The 16,726-nt window shown below is 66.3% G+C and carries 7 protein-coding genes, 1 rRNA gene and 5 pseudogenes; 6 read left to right on the top strand and 7 right to left on the bottom strand.

Going from position 1 to position 16,726, the window contains the following annotated elements:
* The first annotated feature begins 58 nt into the window (after window positions 1-58).
* Window positions 59-170 (top strand): 5S ribosomal RNA (gene rrf, locus FQ389_RS04545).
* Between the two features lie 47 nt (window positions 171-217).
* Here the strand turns inward: rrf and FQ389_RS04540 are convergent.
* The 3 genes and pseudogenes from FQ389_RS04540 to FQ389_RS04525 form a co-directional block, all read right to left on the bottom strand.
* Window positions 218-709: a methylated-DNA--[protein]-cysteine S-methyltransferase gene (locus FQ389_RS04540; RefSeq protein WP_144206221.1), complete on the bottom strand. Its 492-nt coding sequence runs from the start codon at window positions 707-709 to the stop codon at window positions 218-220.
* Window positions 706-2,191: pseudogene (locus FQ389_RS04535) on the bottom strand (AlkA N-terminal domain-containing protein). The gene FQ389_RS04540 and the pseudogene FQ389_RS04535 overlap by 4 nt, the downstream one beginning before the upstream one ends.
* Before the next feature lie 584 nt (window positions 2,192-2,775).
* Window positions 2,776-3,626 (bottom strand): annotated as a pseudogene (locus tag FQ389_RS04525) (HAMP domain-containing protein); the annotation flags it as partial.
* 35 nt (window positions 3,627-3,661) lie between these two features.
* Here FQ389_RS04525 and nucS point away from each other — a divergent pair.
* Window positions 3,662-4,333, top strand: a complete 672-nt coding sequence (gene nucS / locus FQ389_RS04520; protein ID WP_144206179.1) for an endonuclease NucS — start codon at window positions 3,662-3,664, stop codon at window positions 4,331-4,333.
* Between the two features lie 22 nt (window positions 4,334-4,355).
* Window positions 4,356-4,663 (top strand): annotated as a pseudogene (locus FQ389_RS19040) (hypothetical protein).
* 11 nt (window positions 4,664-4,674) lie between these two features.
* Here the strand turns inward: FQ389_RS19040 and mce are convergent.
* Window positions 4,675-5,140, bottom strand: a pseudogene (mce, locus tag FQ389_RS04510) (methylmalonyl-CoA epimerase).
* A 78-nt stretch (window positions 5,141-5,218) separates the two neighbouring features.
* Here mce and FQ389_RS04505 point away from each other — a divergent pair.
* Together FQ389_RS04505 and FQ389_RS04500 are read left to right on the top strand one after the other, a co-directional pair.
* Window positions 5,219-6,412 (top strand): acetyl-CoA C-acetyltransferase, encoded by a 1,194-nt coding sequence (locus tag FQ389_RS04505; RefSeq protein WP_144206178.1) that lies wholly within the window; start codon window positions 5,219-5,221, stop codon window positions 6,410-6,412.
* Between the two features lie 175 nt (window positions 6,413-6,587).
* Window positions 6,588-7,493 (top strand): tetratricopeptide repeat protein, encoded by a 906-nt coding sequence (locus tag FQ389_RS04500; RefSeq protein WP_144206177.1) that lies wholly within the window; start codon window positions 6,588-6,590, stop codon window positions 7,491-7,493.
* 34 nt (window positions 7,494-7,527) lie between these two features.
* Here the strand turns inward: FQ389_RS04500 and glgB are convergent, their stop codons facing one another.
* Both glgB and FQ389_RS04490 read right to left on the bottom strand, forming a co-directional pair.
* Window positions 7,528-9,732 (bottom strand): 1,4-alpha-glucan branching protein GlgB, encoded by a 2,205-nt coding sequence (gene glgB / locus FQ389_RS04495; protein WP_144206176.1) that lies wholly within the window; start codon window positions 9,730-9,732, stop codon window positions 7,528-7,530.
* Between the two features lie 23 nt (window positions 9,733-9,755).
* Window positions 9,756-11,846, bottom strand: coding sequence for an alpha-1,4-glucan--maltose-1-phosphate maltosyltransferase (locus FQ389_RS04490; protein ID WP_260860490.1), 2,091 nt, complete (start codon window positions 11,844-11,846; stop codon window positions 9,756-9,758).
* A 228-nt stretch (window positions 11,847-12,074) separates the two neighbouring features.
* Here FQ389_RS04490 and glgP point away from each other — a divergent pair, with 228 nt between their 5' ends.
* Window positions 12,075-14,690: an alpha-glucan family phosphorylase gene (glgP, locus tag FQ389_RS04485; RefSeq protein WP_144206174.1), complete on the top strand. Its 2,616-nt coding sequence runs from the start codon at window positions 12,075-12,077 to the stop codon at window positions 14,688-14,690.
* A gap of 1 nt (window position 14,691) precedes the next feature.
* Here glgP and FQ389_RS04480 read toward each other — a convergent pair.
* Window positions 14,692-16,675 (bottom strand): annotated as a pseudogene (locus tag FQ389_RS04480) (ATP-dependent DNA helicase).
* Between the last annotated feature and the right edge of the window lie 51 nt (window positions 16,676-16,726).

The following is a 16,726-nucleotide window of genomic DNA, read 5'->3' as shown; positions in this document are numbered from 1 at the left end:
AGTATATCACATCCCCCACCAGAACAACTAATGAATATAGTGTTCCGTATATCAGAGTTACGGCGGCCACAGCGACAGGGAAACGCCCGGTCCCATTCCGAACCCGGAAGCTAAGCCTGTCAGCGCCAATGATACTGCCCTTCGGGTGGAAAAGTAGGACACCGCCGAAACATATGCAAAAACATCCCCTGCAAGGGGGGTGTTTTTGCATTCTCGGTTAATCGAAAAGAGTCAAATTTTGGCGCTGTTTTTCCAATTCCAGCAGCGTCCGCTTTCGGCCGAGGCCACCACCGAATCCGGTAAGGCTGCCATTCGCGCCGATGACCCGATGACACGGAACGACAATCGCGATCGGATTGTGTCCGTTGGCCAATCCCACCGCCCGAGTGGCGCCGGGTGCGCCGATCTGCGCGGCGATCTCGCCATAGGAGCGGGTTTCCCCGTACGGAATGGTGAGCAGCGCATGCCACACTCGCCGCTGAAATTCGGTGCCGCGCAAATCGAGTTCGACGTCGAAATGCGTTAATTCGCCGGCGAAATATGCCGTGAGCTGATCGGCGGCCTTCTCGAATGCCTTCGGGTCCTGTGACCAATCGGCCCGGCTGGGTTCGTAGGTCTGATCAACCATTCGAAGGTTCGTCAAGACGTCGTCGTAGCCGGCCAGGGTCAGCAGGCCGATCGGGCTGTCGACGGTGCGGTACTGGATCATGCGACCTCCTGTGGCGGCCAGTGGTTTACCGGATGCTTGACGGGTGGTCCACAGGTGCTGTGGTGGCATACGCGCGCCAGGGCCGCCAATTTGCGCTGTATTCCATCAGTTTCCGCTGATTCGCCGGCAAGCTCAACCCTTGGGCGGCCAGTTGCAATCCCAGCTGGCCGGGAAGGCGTTCGGATCACCAAGCCCCACGCATCGCGATGACCTCGGCGGTCCACGGGCCGACGCCCGGCAACGTCAGCAGTTGGCACCGGGCCCGGCCCCAATCGCTGCCGACGTCCAGCACCACGCTGCTGTCGATGAGCCCCTCGATCAGCGAGCTCAGGGTCCGCTGCGCCTTGGGCACCGCCAAGTGGACGGGATCGATCTCGGCCAGCTGCTCGACGACGGGAAAGGTATGCGTCAGTGCACCTTCGGGATCGGCGATCGGTTGTCCATACGCCCTCACCAGTCGACCGACGTGGGTGCGTGCGGCCTTCGTCGACACCTGCTGGCCCAGCACCGCGCGCACGGCCAATTCGGCCTCGTCGACCGTGCGAGGGATGCGTTGCACAGGGGTCTTGACCACCACGGGCTCCAGCAGCGGGTCGCGGCTGAGCGCATTGACAGTCGCCTCGGGATCTGCGTCGAGATCGAGCAGCCGGCGACACCGCGCGATCGCGGTGGTGAGATCGCGAAAGCCGTCGAGTACGAGCATGCAGCGGACGTGGTCGACCGGCCGGGGTCAACGCGACCAACGCATTGCCGCTGGGAAGCCGAAGGCTGCGCCGATAGGCCCCGTCGCGGACCTCCCTCGCATCCGGGTGCCGCGCCGGCCGCCAGGTGGCCGAAGACCCCCTCGTACGCGAACGGTCTCCGTACGGGCAGCCGAAGGCTCACCGTCCCAGGCGAACTCGTGGGTGACCCGGATCGGAACGCTGCTCGGCGGCGCAACTCGGTGGGGGTGTTTTCGAATACCAGGCGCACGGTGTCGTTGAATTGGCGAATGCTGGAGAACCCGGCGGCGAAGGCGACATCACAGAACGGCAAGGTCGGTCGTCTCGATCAGCAGCCGGGCCGTCTGGCTCCGTTGGGCTCGGGCCAGTGCGAGCGGCCCGGCCCCGACCTCGGCCTGCAACAGCCGCTCCAGCTGCCGGGTGGCGTACCCGAGGTGGGCTGCCAATCCGCTCACCCCGTCGCGGTCCACTGTGCCGTCGGCGATGAGCCGCATGACTCGCGCGACGACGTCGCCGCGCACATTCCACTCGGGCGACCTCGGCGACGCGTCGGGTCGACACCGTTTGCAGGCCCGGAAGCCGGCGCGTTGCGCGGCCGCCGCGGTCGGGTAAAACCGTACGTTGCGCGCGAACGGCGGGTGCACGGGGCAGCTGGGCTGGCAGTAGATCCCGGTGGTCAGGACCGCGGTGACGAACCAGCCGTCGAACCGGGCGTCCTTGGATTGGACGCCCGGTAGCAGCGTTCGAAGTCGTCGTGCACGCCTCCACAGTTACACCTGATCCCCGACAAGACTGGCGGAAATGCGACATGACCGTGGCGAGTCGGGGCTCGTGCCGTCAGAAAACGGCGTGGATTGAGTCGCAGGCCCCGGTTTGGCGGAGGCGGATTTGACGGCCGCTGCCAGACTTATCGCGTCGGCGACCCGCACCGCTTCGACTCCCAGGCACCCAGCCGATCCGACGATTGCCCGGCTCGAACATGGCCGCGGCCTTGGGCCCGGGACGTTTTGCACCGACGATCGGGTGTTCTTCGCTGAGCGCCCGACTGATCGAGCCGCCGGCCAGGTGCAGATGGTCATGAGACGCAGCAGATTCCAGCAGGGGATGCGGGCGGATTGCCCTATCCGGCAGGTAGTGTGGCTGCGCGGGCCGATCGCTGCTTGCGACCCGCAACGAATGCCCATCGACGCCAAGCGATTCCGTCAGCTGCTCGAGAGCCGCCGCCACATCCTCGTGCGGGGCGGTTAGGGGTCGGCGCCCACTTGCCGCGGTCGCGGACTGACATGGCCGAAGCGACCAAGTCTCGCGCGGCACGGGACAACGGTCGCGCCGAATTCCAGATCATTCTCGGACGCGTTCGCGCTCCCGCAGGCCGTCGACCATCGCGTTGAAGCCACGCTGCAGTTCGCCCAACTCGGTGCCGTCGAACACCACCAGGTCGCCGCGCAGGCCTCCTGCTCGACGCATTTGAGCGCCGCCCGCACCACCCTGCACCGGGGTCGCGGTCAGCCAGGACAGGATCCACATCAGCACGAAGCCAAAGATCAGCGTCACGCAGCAAACTCGGTGAACAGGTAGCACGCGGTGGCCACCAGGATGCCGCAGATGCTGACCGAGAAGCCCACGATCGGTATGAACAGCGTGTTGACCAGCCCATAGAGGATCGTCAACAGCGTCGTTCCCACTCCCCAGAGCACCAGCATCCCGATGGCGAGCCAGAACGGTACCAGGAAGGTGTTGCGTTCGTCGTCGAGGGTGGGCTCGCGCTCTTCGATCGCCCACCGCAGTGCGGTCACGGTCCGGCGCGTGATCCAGTAGGTGCCCAGCGCCAGCGCGACCGCGATGTACGCCGGCGCGACGGCAAACGTGATCCACCCCCCCGGCGCGTCGCTGAAGACGCTGGGCGAGGGCAACGCGACGGCCAGCAACAGCACCGCGACACCGATCCCGATCAGGTTCGCCGCGAGGATGAACACGGTGAGGATGGTCTGGATCCGCACCCGGCGACGGGCCTGGCTCTTGGTGACCCGGCCCAGCAAAAACGAGCCGTACGCCGGCGTCTCCGGCAGCCGGCCGCTCTGCCGAGTTACCGCCTCGAGCATCCGGCCCAAACGTTGGGCCAAAGTCTTGTTGGCCGACGTCCACTTGTTGGCCGACGTCCACTTGTTGGCCGACGCCGTCGTTTTCTCCGACATGCCTAATTTGTCGGCCACGCTCTAAGGTGAGTCGGGTGCGTTTAGTGATTGCTCAGTGCACCGTCGACTACGTTGGTCGCCTCACAGCGCATCTGCCGTCGGCACGCAGGCTGCTGCTGTTCAAGGCCGACGAATCGGTCAGCGTGCACGCCGACGACCACGCCTACAAACCGCTGAACTGGATGAGCCCACCCTGCTGGCTGACCGAGAAACTCAGCGGCGAGACGCCGGTGTGGGTCGTCGAGAACAAGGCGGGCGAACAACTGCGCATCGCGGTCGAGAAGATCGAGCACGACTCCAGCCACGAACTCGGTGTCGACCCCGGGCTGGTCAAGGACGGTGTCGAGGCACACCTGCAGGCGTTGCTCGCCGAACATATCCACTTGTTGGGTGAGAGCTACACGCTGGTGCGGCGCGAGTACATGACGGCGATCGGTCCGGTCGATCTGTTGTGCCGCGACGAATTGGGCAATTCGGTTGCGGTCGAGATCAAGCGGCGCGGCGAGATCGACGGGGTGGAGCAACTCACCCGGTACCTGGAATTGTTGAATCGCGACAGCGTCCTGGCCCCGGTCAAAGGCGTGTTCGCGGCGCAGCAGATTAAACCTCAGGCGCGAACTTTAGCCACCGACCGCGGAATACGTTGTCTGACATTGGATTACGACAAGATGCGGGGAATGGACAACGATGAGTACCGGCTGTTCTGACGCGCCGGACTAAACTCGTCGCATGGCTCGGCGTCGCACACCGCCCCGCCAGCAGCAACCGCCCGCGCTGTCGCCGGTACTGCAACGGGTGGAGATGGGGCCCGACCGGCACGAGTACGAAGTGCGCCCCGTTCGCGGCGGCATGCCGTCAAAACTTATCGCTGTACCGGATGTGACCACGAAATCCGTTCCGGCACTGCGCATCTTGTGGTGTGGCCGGCAGACTCGGCCGGGGGTGCTTCGCAAACTAGGGAAGCCGGCCGTCGGCACTGGCATACGCCGTGCTGGGCGAATCGGGCAAACCGTGGCCCGACCAGAAAGTGGTCGTGATCGGTGAGCGGCTAGAGGGCCGGCTCGACCAGCTCCATCAGCACGCCGCCGGCGTCCTTGGGGGGTGAAGTTGATCCGGGAGTTCGCTGTGCCGCGCCGCGGCGCCTCGTAGACCAGCCGAATGCCCTTCTCGCGCAGCTGCTCGCAAAGGGCGTCCAGATCGCTGACCCGAACCGCCATCTGCTGGATGCCCGGGCCGCGCTTGTCCAGGAACTTCGCGATTGCCGATGATTCGTCGATTGGCGCCATCAACTGGATCTGCGCGGTGCCCGGCTCGCCGTCCTGCACGGCGATCATGGCTTCGCGGATTCCCTGGTCCTCGTTGATCTCTTCGTGCACCAGAACCATGCCCAGCGTGTCGTGATACCAGGCGATGGCCGCATCGAGGTCGGCGAAGGCGATGCCGACGTGATCGACCGCAGTCATTAGCGAGGTGGCCAGGATCTGACGGGCGTCAACTTGATCGGTCGTCATCACATAACGGTAACCTGACGGCAAAGATCGCGCTTCCCGGGGAGGCCGCAACAGCCGTCCACCCGTCGCTAGGAGGTTGTTATGACGACATCGGTAATCGTTGCCGGAGCCCGGACACCGATAGGCAAGCTAATGGGTTCGCTGAAGGGCTTCAGCGCCACCGATCTGGGCGGTATCGCCATCAAGGGCGCCCTGGAAAAGGCCTTCCCTAATGTCGAGGCGCCCGGGTCGTTGGTCGAGTACGTGATCATGGGCCAGGTGCTGACCGCCGGCGCGGGTCAGATGCCCGCCCGCCAGTCGGCGGTCGCGGCCGGCATCGGCTGGGATGTTCCGGCCTTGTCCATCAATAAGATGTGCCTGTCCGGCATCGACGCGATCGCTCTCGCTGACCAGCTGATCCGGGCGGGCGAGTTCGACGTCGTGGTGGCCGGCGGTCAGGAGTCCATGACGAAGGCGCCCCACCTGCTGATGGGCAGCCGGGCCGGCTACAAATACGGGGACGTGACGGTGCTCGACCACATGGTCTACGACGGCCTACACGACGTGTTCACCGACCAACCGATGGGCGCCCTGACCGAACAACGCAACGACGTCGACAAGTTCACCCGACAGGAGCAAGACGAATATGCCGCCGCGTCGCATCAAAAGGCCGCCGCGGCGTGGAAGGACGGTGTCTTCACCGACGAGGTGGTGCCGGTGAATATCCCGCAGCGCAAAGGTGATCCGTTGCAGTTCTGCGAGGACGAGGGCATCCGGGCAAACACCACCCCCGAATCATTGGGCGGTCTCAAACCCGCGTTCCGCAAGGACGGCACCATCACCGCCGGTTCCGCATCGCAAATCTCCGACGGGGCCGCTGCGGTCGTAGTGATGCACAAGGCCAAGGCGCAGGAGCTGGGTTTGTCCTGGCTCGCCGAAATCGGTGCGCACGGTGTTGTCGCGGGGCCGGATTCGACCCTGCAGTCGCAGCCGGCCAACGCGATCAAGAAGGCCCTCGGTCGGGAGGGCATCTCGGTTGATCAGCTCGACGTCGTCGAGATCAACGAGGCGTTCGCGGCGGTGGCGCTGGCCTCCACACGCGCACTCGGTGTCGACTCGGGCATCGTCAACGTCAACGGCGGCGCCATCGCGGTCGGTCACCCGATCGGCATGTCGGGGGCTCGGATCACGATGCACGTGGCCCTGGAACTGGCGCGCCGCGGCAAGGGTTACGGAGTAGCGGCGCTGTGCGGTGCCGGCGGCCAGGGCGACGCCCTGATCCTGCGTGCCGGGTAACCGATTCTGACCACCGGTCAGCGTTGCTGGAATGGGGTCTAGGGGGGTCCGCTGTGATTTTGCTCTCATGAGTCGGCAACGCCTCCTGCTGTCTCCTCCGGAGGCCCATTTCCGGTTCCGGCAATGCCCGGAGCGGGGTGGCTCCCCGGTTGCCGCGCATGACAGACTTGTCGGCGTGACGCGTCCAAGATCTTCGATTGGTCCCGCGCTGGCTGGAGCGGTCGACCTGTCCGGTCTTAAGCAACGTGTTCAGCAGAGCTCCCCGACCGGCGGCTCCCCGGGAGCGGCGGGGCCGGGCACCACAGAGGTCAACGAGGCCAATTTCGAAGCGGAGGTGTTGATCCGCTCCGACGAGGTGCCCGTCGTCGTTGCCTTGTGGTCGCCGCGCAGCGAAGCCTGCGTGCAACTGGTCGACACGTTGTCCGCGCTGGCCGCCGAGGGCGGTGGAAAGTGGTCGTTGGCGACGGTGAATGCCGATGTCGCGCCGAGGGTGGCGCAGATTTTCGGTGTCGAGGCGGTTCCCACTGTCGTGGCCTTGGCCGCCGGCCAGCCGCTGTCCAGCTTCCAAGGCGTGCAGCCGGCCGACCAGCTGCGCCGCTGGGTGGACCAGCTGCTGTCAGCGACGGCCGGAAAGCTCAAGGGCGCAACGGGTTCTGAGGACGACGCGGAGGTCGCCCCCCAGTTGGCGCAGGCCCGCCAGCAGCTCGAGGCCGGCGATTTCGACGCGGCCAAGCAGTCCTATCAGGCGTGGCTGACCACCAACCCGGACAGCGTCGAGGGCAAGGCCGCGATCCGTCAGATCGGCTTCCTCACCCGCGCCACTGCGCAACGTCCCGACGCGGTGGCTGTCGCGGACGCGGCTCCCGGCGACATCGAAGCCGCCCTCGCGGCGGCCGACGTGCAAATCCTCAGCCAGGATGTGACCGCGGCGTTCGACCGGCTGATTGCCTTGGTGCGCAGCACATCTGGCGATGAGCGCACCAGGGCTCGTACCCGCTTGATCGAGTTGTTCGAGTTGTTCGATCCCGCCGATCCCGAGGTGGTGGCCGGCCGGCGGAACCTCGCCAACGCGTTGTACTAGTCGCCTCCGCGTGCTGCTACGCGGGTAGGTCGGTTTACTCGGGCTCCAGCCAGAGGGCCGAATTGGGCGGCAACACCAACAGTGCCGACGCGGGACGGCCATGCCACGGGTCCTCGGTGGCGTCCACCCCGCCGAGGTTGCCGATCCCCGAACCGTTGTAGTCGGTCGCGTCGGTGTTGAGCACCTCGCGCCAGCGGCCCGCGCTGGGCAGGCCGAGTCGATAGCCGCTGTGCTCGGACCCCGCGAAATTGAACACGCACGCCATCACGGAGCCGTCCGTACCATAGCGCAGGAAGCTCAGCACGTTGTTACCCGAGTCGTTGGCGTCGATCCAAGAATAGCCGTCGGGGATGGTGTCCTGACTCCAGAGCGCGAGACGGCTGCGATAGATGGAGTTGATGTCGCGCACGAACCGCAGCACCCCGTTGGAGAAGCCCTGCTCGTCGAGCTGCCACCAGTCCAGCCCGCGCTGCTCCGACCACTCGGCCCGCTGCCCGAATTCCTGTCCCATGAACAGCAATTGCTTGCCGGGGTGGGCCCACTGGTAGGCGAGCAGGCTGCGAAGCCCGGCCGCCTTCACATGATCGTTGCCCGGCATGCGACTCCACAGCGTGCCCTTGCCGTGAACCACCTCGTCATGGCTGATCGGCAGCACGTAGTTCTCGCTGAACGCGTACAACATCGAGAACGTCATCTCGTGGTGGTGGTAGCTGCGGTAGATCGGGTCGCGGCTGATGTAGTCGAGCGTGTCGTGCATCCAGCCCATGTTCCACTTCATCGAAAAACCCAGGCCGCCAAGGTTCGTCGGCCGGGTCACGCCGGGCCACGAGGTGGATTCCTCGGCGATCGTGACGATGCCCGGAGCGGCCTTGTGGGCGGTGGCGTTCAGCTCCTGCAGGAACTGCACCGCTTCCAGGTTTTCCCGGCCGCCGTAGATGTTCGGTGTCCAGCTGCCGTCGGGGCGCGAATAATCCAGATACAGGATCGACGCCACGGCGTCCACCCGTAGCCCGTCGACGTGGAATTCCTCGAGCCAGAACAGCGCGTTGGCCACCAGGAAGTTGCGGACCTCGCGGCGGCCGAAGTCGAAAACATAAGTGCCCCAGTCGAGTTGCTCGCCGCGTTTGGGGTCAGAGTGTTCGTAGAGCGGGGTGCCGTCGAACCGGCCCAGCGCCCAGGCGTCCTTGGGGAAGTGCGCGGGTACCCAGTCGACGATGACGCCGATGCCGGCCCGGTGCAGTGCATCTACGAACGCCCGGAACTCGTCGGGAGTGCCGAATCGCGACGTCGGCGCGTAGTACGACGTGACCTGGTAGCCCCAGGACCCAGCGAATGGGTGCTCGGCGACGGGCAGCAGTTCGACGTGAGTGAAGCCCTGCCCGACAACGTAATTCGTCAGTTCCTCAGCGAGCTGGCGATAGTTGAGGCCGGGACGCCAGGAACCGAGATGGACCTCGTAGGTGCTCATCGGCTCGAAGACCGGATTGAGCTGCGCCCGCCGGGTCATCCACTCGCCGTCGGTCCAGGTGTAGGAACTCTGCGTCACGCGTGATGCGGTGTGGTGCGGCACTTCGGTGGCGAAGGCCATCGGGTCCGCTCGTTCGGTGACGACGTCGTCGGCGCCATGCACGCGGAACTTGTACAGCCCGTCCGCCGGGAACCCGGGCCAAAACAGCTCCCACACGCCGCTGGAGCCGAGCACCCGCATCGGCGCCTCGTTGCCAGTCCAGCCGTTGAACTCGCCGATCAGGTTGACGCCCTTGGCGTTGGGTGCCCAGACCGCGAACGACACGCCTTTGACGACGCCGTCGGCGGTGGTGAACGAACGATGATGAGCGCCAAGCACTTCCCATAGCCGCTCATGGCGGCCCTCGGAGAACAGGTGCAGGTCGATTTCGCCGAGCGTGGGCAGGAAGCGGTAGGGATCGGCGGTGACGAAGGCGCTGGTGACGTAATCCACCCGGAGCCGGTAGTCGATCAGGTTCGTGAACGGCAACGCCACGGCGAACAGGCCCGACTCGACATGGCGCAATGGGTGTTCGTCGTCCCCAACGAGCGCGACCACTTCCCGCGCATGCGGGCGGTAGGCGCGGATGACCGTGTGGTCGCCGTACTCATGCGCACCCAGGATACTGTGCGGATTGTAGTGGGTGCCCGACAGCAGGCGGGCCAGGTCACCCGGGTCCGGCGCGAGGTGTGTCCTGGCGATTTGTTCGGTTTGGCTCTCGGCTCGACTCATGCTTGCTTCCCCTCTCGGGCCCTCTACTTCCTGCGCAGCAACGTGTTTCGCGACTCCGGCGGTATGAGGGGCATGTTGATGATGTGGGCGACCGCCTGCCCGGGGTCGAGCCGAACGTAATTCGACTGCCCCCACTGGAATTCCTGGCCGGTAATCTCATCGCGCACCCAGAACCGCTCATAGGGCTCCATACCCAATGCTGCCATGTCTAACCACAGCGTTGCTTCCTCGGGGCTGAACGCGTTGAGCGTCACCACCACCAGCACGCAGTCTCCTGTGGCCGGGTCGAACTTGCTGTACGCCAGCATCGCGTCGTTGTCGACGTCGTGGAAGTGGATGGTGCGCAGCTGTTGCAGGGCGGGGTGCAGTCGGCGAATCTGGTTGAGCTGCTTTATGAACGGCTCGAGTGATCTGCCTTCGGCGAGGGCACCGGCGAAATCGCGCGGACGAAGTTCGTACTTCTCCGAGTCGAAATATTCCTCGTCGCCCTCCCGCACCGCCCGGTGTTCGAACAGCTCGTAGCCCGAGTAGACGCCCCAGGCCGGCCCCATCGTCGCGGCGAGCACCGCGCGGATGGCGAACATTCCGGGGCCGTTGTGCTGCAGGATCGCGTGCAGAATGTCCGGGGTGTTCACGAACAGGTTCGGGCGCCGGAAGTCGGCGAGCACGGCGATGTCGTTGCCGAACTCGGTAAGCTCCCATTTGGCGGTCCGCCAGGTGAAGTAGCTGTACGACTGAGTGAAACCGAGTTTGGCCAGGCCGTACTGCCGGACCGGCGGGGTGAACGCCTCGGACAGGAAAAGCACGTCGGGATCGGCGTCCTTGACCTGGCCGATCAGCCATTCCCACAATTTCGGCGGTTTGGTGTGCGGGTTGTCCACTCGAAAGAACTTGACGCCGTGGTCGATCCAGTGCCGGACCACCCGCAGCACCTCGTCGTAGAGGTTGGCGGGGTCGTTGTCGAAGTTCAGCGGATAGATGTCCTGGTACTTCTTCGGCGGGTTTTCCGCGTAGGCGATGGTGCCGTCCGGCAACTCGGTGAACCACTGCCGATGGTCGCGCGCCCACGGGTGATCCGGCGCGCACTGCAGCGCCAGATCCAGCGCGACTTCCAGCCCCAGCTCACGCGCGGCGGCCACGAAGTCGTCGAAGTCGTCGATGGTGCCGAGGTCGGGGTGAACGGCGTCGTGGCCGCCCTCGTCACTGCCGATCGCCCAGGGCGAACCCACATCGCCGGGCGCGGCGGTAGGGGAGTTGTTGCGCCCCTTGCGGTGCACCTTACCGATCGGATGAATGGGAGGCAGATACACGACGTCGAATCCCATGTCGGCGATGCGCGGAAGTTGCGCCGCCGCCGTCGCGAGGGTACCGTGCACGGGTTTTCCATCGGCGTCCCAGCCTCCGGTCGACCGGGGAAACATCTCGTACCACGCACCGAAGCGGGCCAGCGGCCGATCGACCCAGACGCCGTGATGCTCGCCGCGGGTTACGATGTCGCGCAACGGGTAAACGACCAGCAGCTCCTCGATTTCCGGCGCCAGCGCCAGCGCAGCACGGGTCACCGGATCGCCGGGCGCCCGCAGGGCTACGGCCGCCGCCAGTAACGGCTCGCGGACGGCGCGCGGCACGCCGGTCGCGGCGCGCTCGAACAAGTCCGCGCCGACCAGCAGGTCGTTGCTCAGTTCCTTTTCGCCCTGACCGGCGTTCAGTTTGGCGACCAGTCCGTGCCGCCAGGTGTGAATCGGATCGCCCCAACCGTCCACCCGGAAGCTCCACAGCCCGACCCGGTCGGGCGTGAACTGGCCATGGAAGACGTACGGTTCCGGACCCATCGTCATCGGCAGCTTCAGCGGTTTGACTCGCTCGCTGGCCTTCGGCCCGGGCAGGGACGCCAGCTTTTCGGGCGCCTGCACCGCGGTGATTTGCCGCGTGTCGGTGACCTGCGGGTAGCGCGGACCCAGATAGCGAACCACCAGCGTCGCGGCGACGGCGTCGTGCCCCTCACGCCACACCGCCGCGCGCACCGGCACCGTCTCGCCAACCACCGCCTTGGCGGGGTACGTGCCGCAGGAGACTACCGGCTGAACGTCATCGATCTCGACACGACCGGGCACCACCACTCCGTTCCGTCCGATTGGGTGCTGGCAAACCGCGGATTGTGCTGCACGCGGCGTGCCTTTCGTCTGGAGAAACTTCGTTTCGTGGGGAAATTCCTGTTCGGGGCCGCGTCTTTGCGGCCCCGATATCTACCCGTACCCAGCCTAGTGTCTGGTCACACCCGCGTGACGGCGAACGGTCGACGTCGGATGCGAGCTCGGCGATCCGCAGTAAGGTAGTCATGCGTGAAAGCCCTCCGTCGCTTTACCGTCCGCGCCCATCTGCCCGAGCGTCTCGCCGCACTCGAACGGTTGTCCATCAATCTGCGGTGGTCCTGGGACAAACCGACGCAGGACCTGTTTGCCAGCATCGACTCCGACTTGTGGGCGCGCTGTGGCAACGATCCGGTGGCGTTGTTGGGGGAGGTCAACCCCGCTCGCCTCGACGAGCTGGCGATCGACGACGACTTTCTGCGGTGGCTCGACGAGTTGTCCGCCGAGTTGAACGACTACCTGAGCCAGCCGCGGTGGTACCAGCAACAGCAGGACGCCGGCGTCTCCATGCCGACCGGGATCGCGTACTTCTCGATGGAGTTCGGTGTCGCCGAGGTGCTGCCCAACTACTCCGGTGGCCTGGGCATCCTGGCAGGCGACCACCTCAAGTCGGCGTCCGATCTGGGTATACCGCTGATCGCGGTCGGCCTGTACTACAGGTCCGGCTACTTCCGGCAGTCGCTGACCGCCGAGGGCTGGCAGCATGAGACCTATCCCTCGCTGGACCCGCAGGGGCTGCCGCTGCGGCTGCTCACCGACGCCACCGGGGCGCCCGCCTTGGTTGAGCTGACGCTGCCCGACGCGGCGCGCTTGTCCGCGCGAATCTGGGTAGCCCAAGTGGGGCGGGTTCCGCTGCTGCTGCTGGATTCCGACGTCCCCGAGAATGAACACGAACTGCGCAACGTCACCGACCGGTTGTACGGCGGCGATCAGGAACACCGGATGCGGCAGGAGATCTTGGCCGGCATCGGCGGGGTGCGGGCGATTCGCGCGTTCACCGCCATCGAAGGTCTGCCGGCTCCCGAGGTGTTCCACATGAACGAGGGACACGCCGGGTTTCTCGGCGTGGAACGCATCCGCGAGCTGATGACCGACGCCGGCCTGGATTTCGAGACCGCCCTGACGGTGGTGCGGTCCAGCACGGTGTTCACCACGCACACGCCGGTGCCCGCCGGTATCGACCGTTTCCCGGTCGAGATGGTGCGGCGCTATTTCGACGACCACCTGAGCGAGAATTCCAAGGAGCGGATGCCGGCGTTGCTGCCGGGGGTGCCGATCGAGCGGGTGCTCGCGCTCGGCGCCGAGGACGACCCGACAAAATTCAACATGGCGCACATGGGGTTGCGGCTGGCGCAACGGGCGAACGGTGTTTCGCTGCTGCACGGCCGGGTCAGCCGGGCCATGTTCAACGAGCTGTGGCCGGGATTCGACCGTGCCGAGGTGCCGATCGGGTCGATCACCAACGGCGTGCACGCGCGGACCTGGGCGGCGCCGCAGTGGTTGCAGCTGGGCCGTGAGCTGGTCGGGCCGGACGACGCGGCATTTAGCGATCCGGGTGTGTGGCTGCGACTGCGTGAAGTCGACGCTGGGCATCTGTGGTGGATCCGCTCGCAGCTGAGGTCGCTGTTGGTGGACGACGTCCGACGCCGGCTGCGCCGCTCGTGGCTCGAACGTGGCGCGTCGGACGCTGAATTAGGTTGGATCGCAACAGCATTAGATCCCAATGTGCTCACCGTCGGCTTCGCGCGACGGGTGCCGACCTACAAGCGGCTGACGCTGATGCTCAGCGACCCCGACCGGCTGGAACGACTGCTGCTCGACGAGGAGCGACCGATCCAGCTGATCGTCGCCGGAAAGTCACACCCCGCCGACGACGGTGGCAAGGCCCTGATCCAGCAGGTGGTTCGGTTTGCGGACCGGCCCGAGGTGCGCCACCGCATCGCGTTCCTGCCTGACTACGACATGTCCATGGCCCGGCTGCTGTATTGGGGTTGCGATGTCTGGCTCAACAACCCGCTGCGGCCGCTGGAGGCGTGCGGCACGTCGGGCATGAAGAGCGCGCTCAACGGGGGGTTGAACCTGTCCATCCGCGACGGCTGGTGGGACGAGTGGTATGACGGCGAAAACGGTTGGGAGATACCGTCGGCCGACGGCGTCAATGACGAGTCGCGTCGCGACGAGCTGGAGTCCAGCGCCCTGTACGGTCTGCTCGAGCAGGCGGTGGCGCCGAAGTTCTACGAGCGCGGCGAACAGGGCGTGCCGCCACGCTGGATCGAGATGGTGCGGCACACCCTGCAGGCGCTCGGGCCGAAGGTGCTCGCCTCCCGCATGGTGCGCGACTACGTCGAGCAGTACTACGCGCCGGCGGCCCAATCCCTGCGCAACACCATCACCGACGCGGGCGAAGGTCCTTTCAGCGCGGCCCGCGAGCTCGCCGACTACCGGCGACGCGCCGAACGGGCGTGGCCCAAGGTGCAGATCACCGACGTCGATTCCACCGGTCTGCCCGACGCGCCGGTGCTGGGCTCGAAGCTCACCCTCACGGCAACGGTGCAACTGGCCGGCCTGACGCCCGACGAGGTCACCGTGGAGGCGGTGGTGGGCAAGGTCGATGACGCCGACGCGCTGATGGATCCGGTCACCGTCGAAATGTCCTACACCGGCGCCGCCGACAACGGCAACCAGGTGTTCTCGACCACGACCTCGCTGCCGGTCGCCGGCTCGGTCGGATACACCGTGCGGGTGCTGCCGCATCACCCGATGTTGGCGTCCGCCAGCGAACTCGGCCTGGTCGCGCTGGCCCGATAGGTCAGGCCGTCGGCCCGTCGGGAGCGGTCCGCAGCCGCTGCAGCGCGGCACGGACCTGGGCGGCATCGGTGGTCTGCCAGAACGGCGGCAGCGACGCGCGCAGGTAGCCGCCTTAACCGGCGGTAACCATCCGCCGCCACCACGCCGCGGTCGGTCACCCGGCACAGCAGCCGCCCCGAACCCTGGGCGAGCAGCAGCGCCGCGTGGCTGGCCGCGACAGCCATGAAGCCGTTGCCGCCGCGGGCCGCGACCGCGCGTTGCCGAGCACTCAGCAGCGGGTCGTCGGGCCGCGGGAACGGAATCCGGTCAATCAACACCAGCGACAGCGACGGGCCGGGCACGTCGACGCCCTGCCACAGCGACAGCGACAGCGTGCCGAACAGTGCCGTCTCCGGGGCATCGCTGAACTGCTCCACCAACGCCGAGGTGCTGTCGTCGCCCTGACACAGCACCGGCGTGGCCAGCCGCTCGCGCATGGCCTCGGTCGCGGCCCGAGCGGCGCGCATCGACGAGAACAGCCCCAGCGTGCGCTCGCCGGTCGCGGTGATCAGTTCGGCGATCTCGGTCAGCTGCTCGGCCGACCCGGTGCCGTCCCGGCCCGGCGGCTGCAGATGCTTGGCCACGTACAGGATGCCGACCTTGGTGGTGTGGAATGGCGAGCCCGCGCCAGGACGGGTACTCGATGCTGTCGTCCGGCCCGGTCAAACCCCAGGCCGAGGCCATCGCGTCGAACGACCCGTCGACGGTCAGGGTGGCGGAGGGTCAACACGGTCGTAGCTTGCGAAAATACTTGATAGCGCAGCAGGCCCGCCACCGTCAGTGGCGCGACCCGCAGCACGGGCCGTGGCGAGCCTCGATTGTCTTCATGGTCGAGCCAGACCACATCGGTGCGATCGGGGATTGCGGGCCCGAACGACGTCAGCATCCGCGACGTGGTATCGGTGATTTCGGTCAGTGCCGCAACGGCTTCCGCGCGCGGCGGCCTTGGCGTCGCTGGTGGTGTCGATGTTCGACCGCGCCGCGCCGGCCACGTCGCGCAGTGCGGTCAGGTAGGTCGCCAGCTCGGCGTCGAGGCTGTCGATGCGCCCGGGGGTGGTGTCATGGATCGTCGCGGCGAAGTTGGCCGTCGTCGCCTCCAGCCGCGTGACGAGCTCGGGATTGACCAGTCGGGCGATCCGCCGGGTGGCGACACCCAGGGTTGTTGCCGTCAACTCCTCGGTGGCCACCGAGGTCACCCGGTTGACCAGCTCGTGTGCCTCGTCGACCACCAGTAGCGAATGTTCGGGCAGCACCGTCAATTCGGCGACGGCGTCGATGGCCAGCAGGGCGTGATTGGTCACGACGATATCGGAAACACCGGCCCGGGCGCGGGCGCGTTTAGAGAAGCACTCCGAGACGAACGGGCAGCTGGACACGCCGAGGCATTCCCGCGCGGACACGCTGACTTGCGCCCAGGAGCGTTCCGGCACACCGGGTTTGAGGTCGTCTCGGTCGCCCGAGTCGGTGGTCGAGGCCCAGGCGGTGAGCCGCTGCACGTCGCGGCCCAGCGCGCTGGCGGCCATCGGATTGAAGAGTTCCTCTTGTGGGCGATCCCCGTCGAGATCCGGATCCTCGCTGGCGCCGTTATGAATTTTGTTCAGGCACAGTTAGTTTCGTCGTACCTTCAGCAACGCTAATCGCGGCCGGCGGGGCAGCGCATCGGCAAGTTAATAGGCCAGCCGCGGCAGGTCGCGGTTGACGAGTTGGCGCTGCAAGGCGATCGTCGCCGTCGACACCACGACCGGCGACTCGTCGGTGATCGCGTGCACGATCGCGGGGATCAGATACGCCAACGACTTTCCGGTTCCGGTACCGGCTTGCACGGCGAGGTGTTCACCCGTTTCGAAAGCGCGCGCGAACGCAGCGGCCATCCCCTGCTGGCCGCTGCGTTCGCTGCCGCCGAGCGTGGCCACCGCGATGGCCAGCAGCTCGGGCACGGACTTCACATCCGCGGCGGTGACGTCCGGCGTGATGACTCCTTGCTTCGGCCCGAATTC

This window comes from Mycobacterium tilburgii (assembly GCF_902168065.1).
Taxonomy (GTDB): Bacteria; Actinomycetota; Actinomycetes; order Mycobacteriales; family Mycobacteriaceae; genus Mycobacterium; species Mycobacterium tilburgii.
This window is presented reverse-complemented; position numbering and strand designations above follow the sequence as displayed.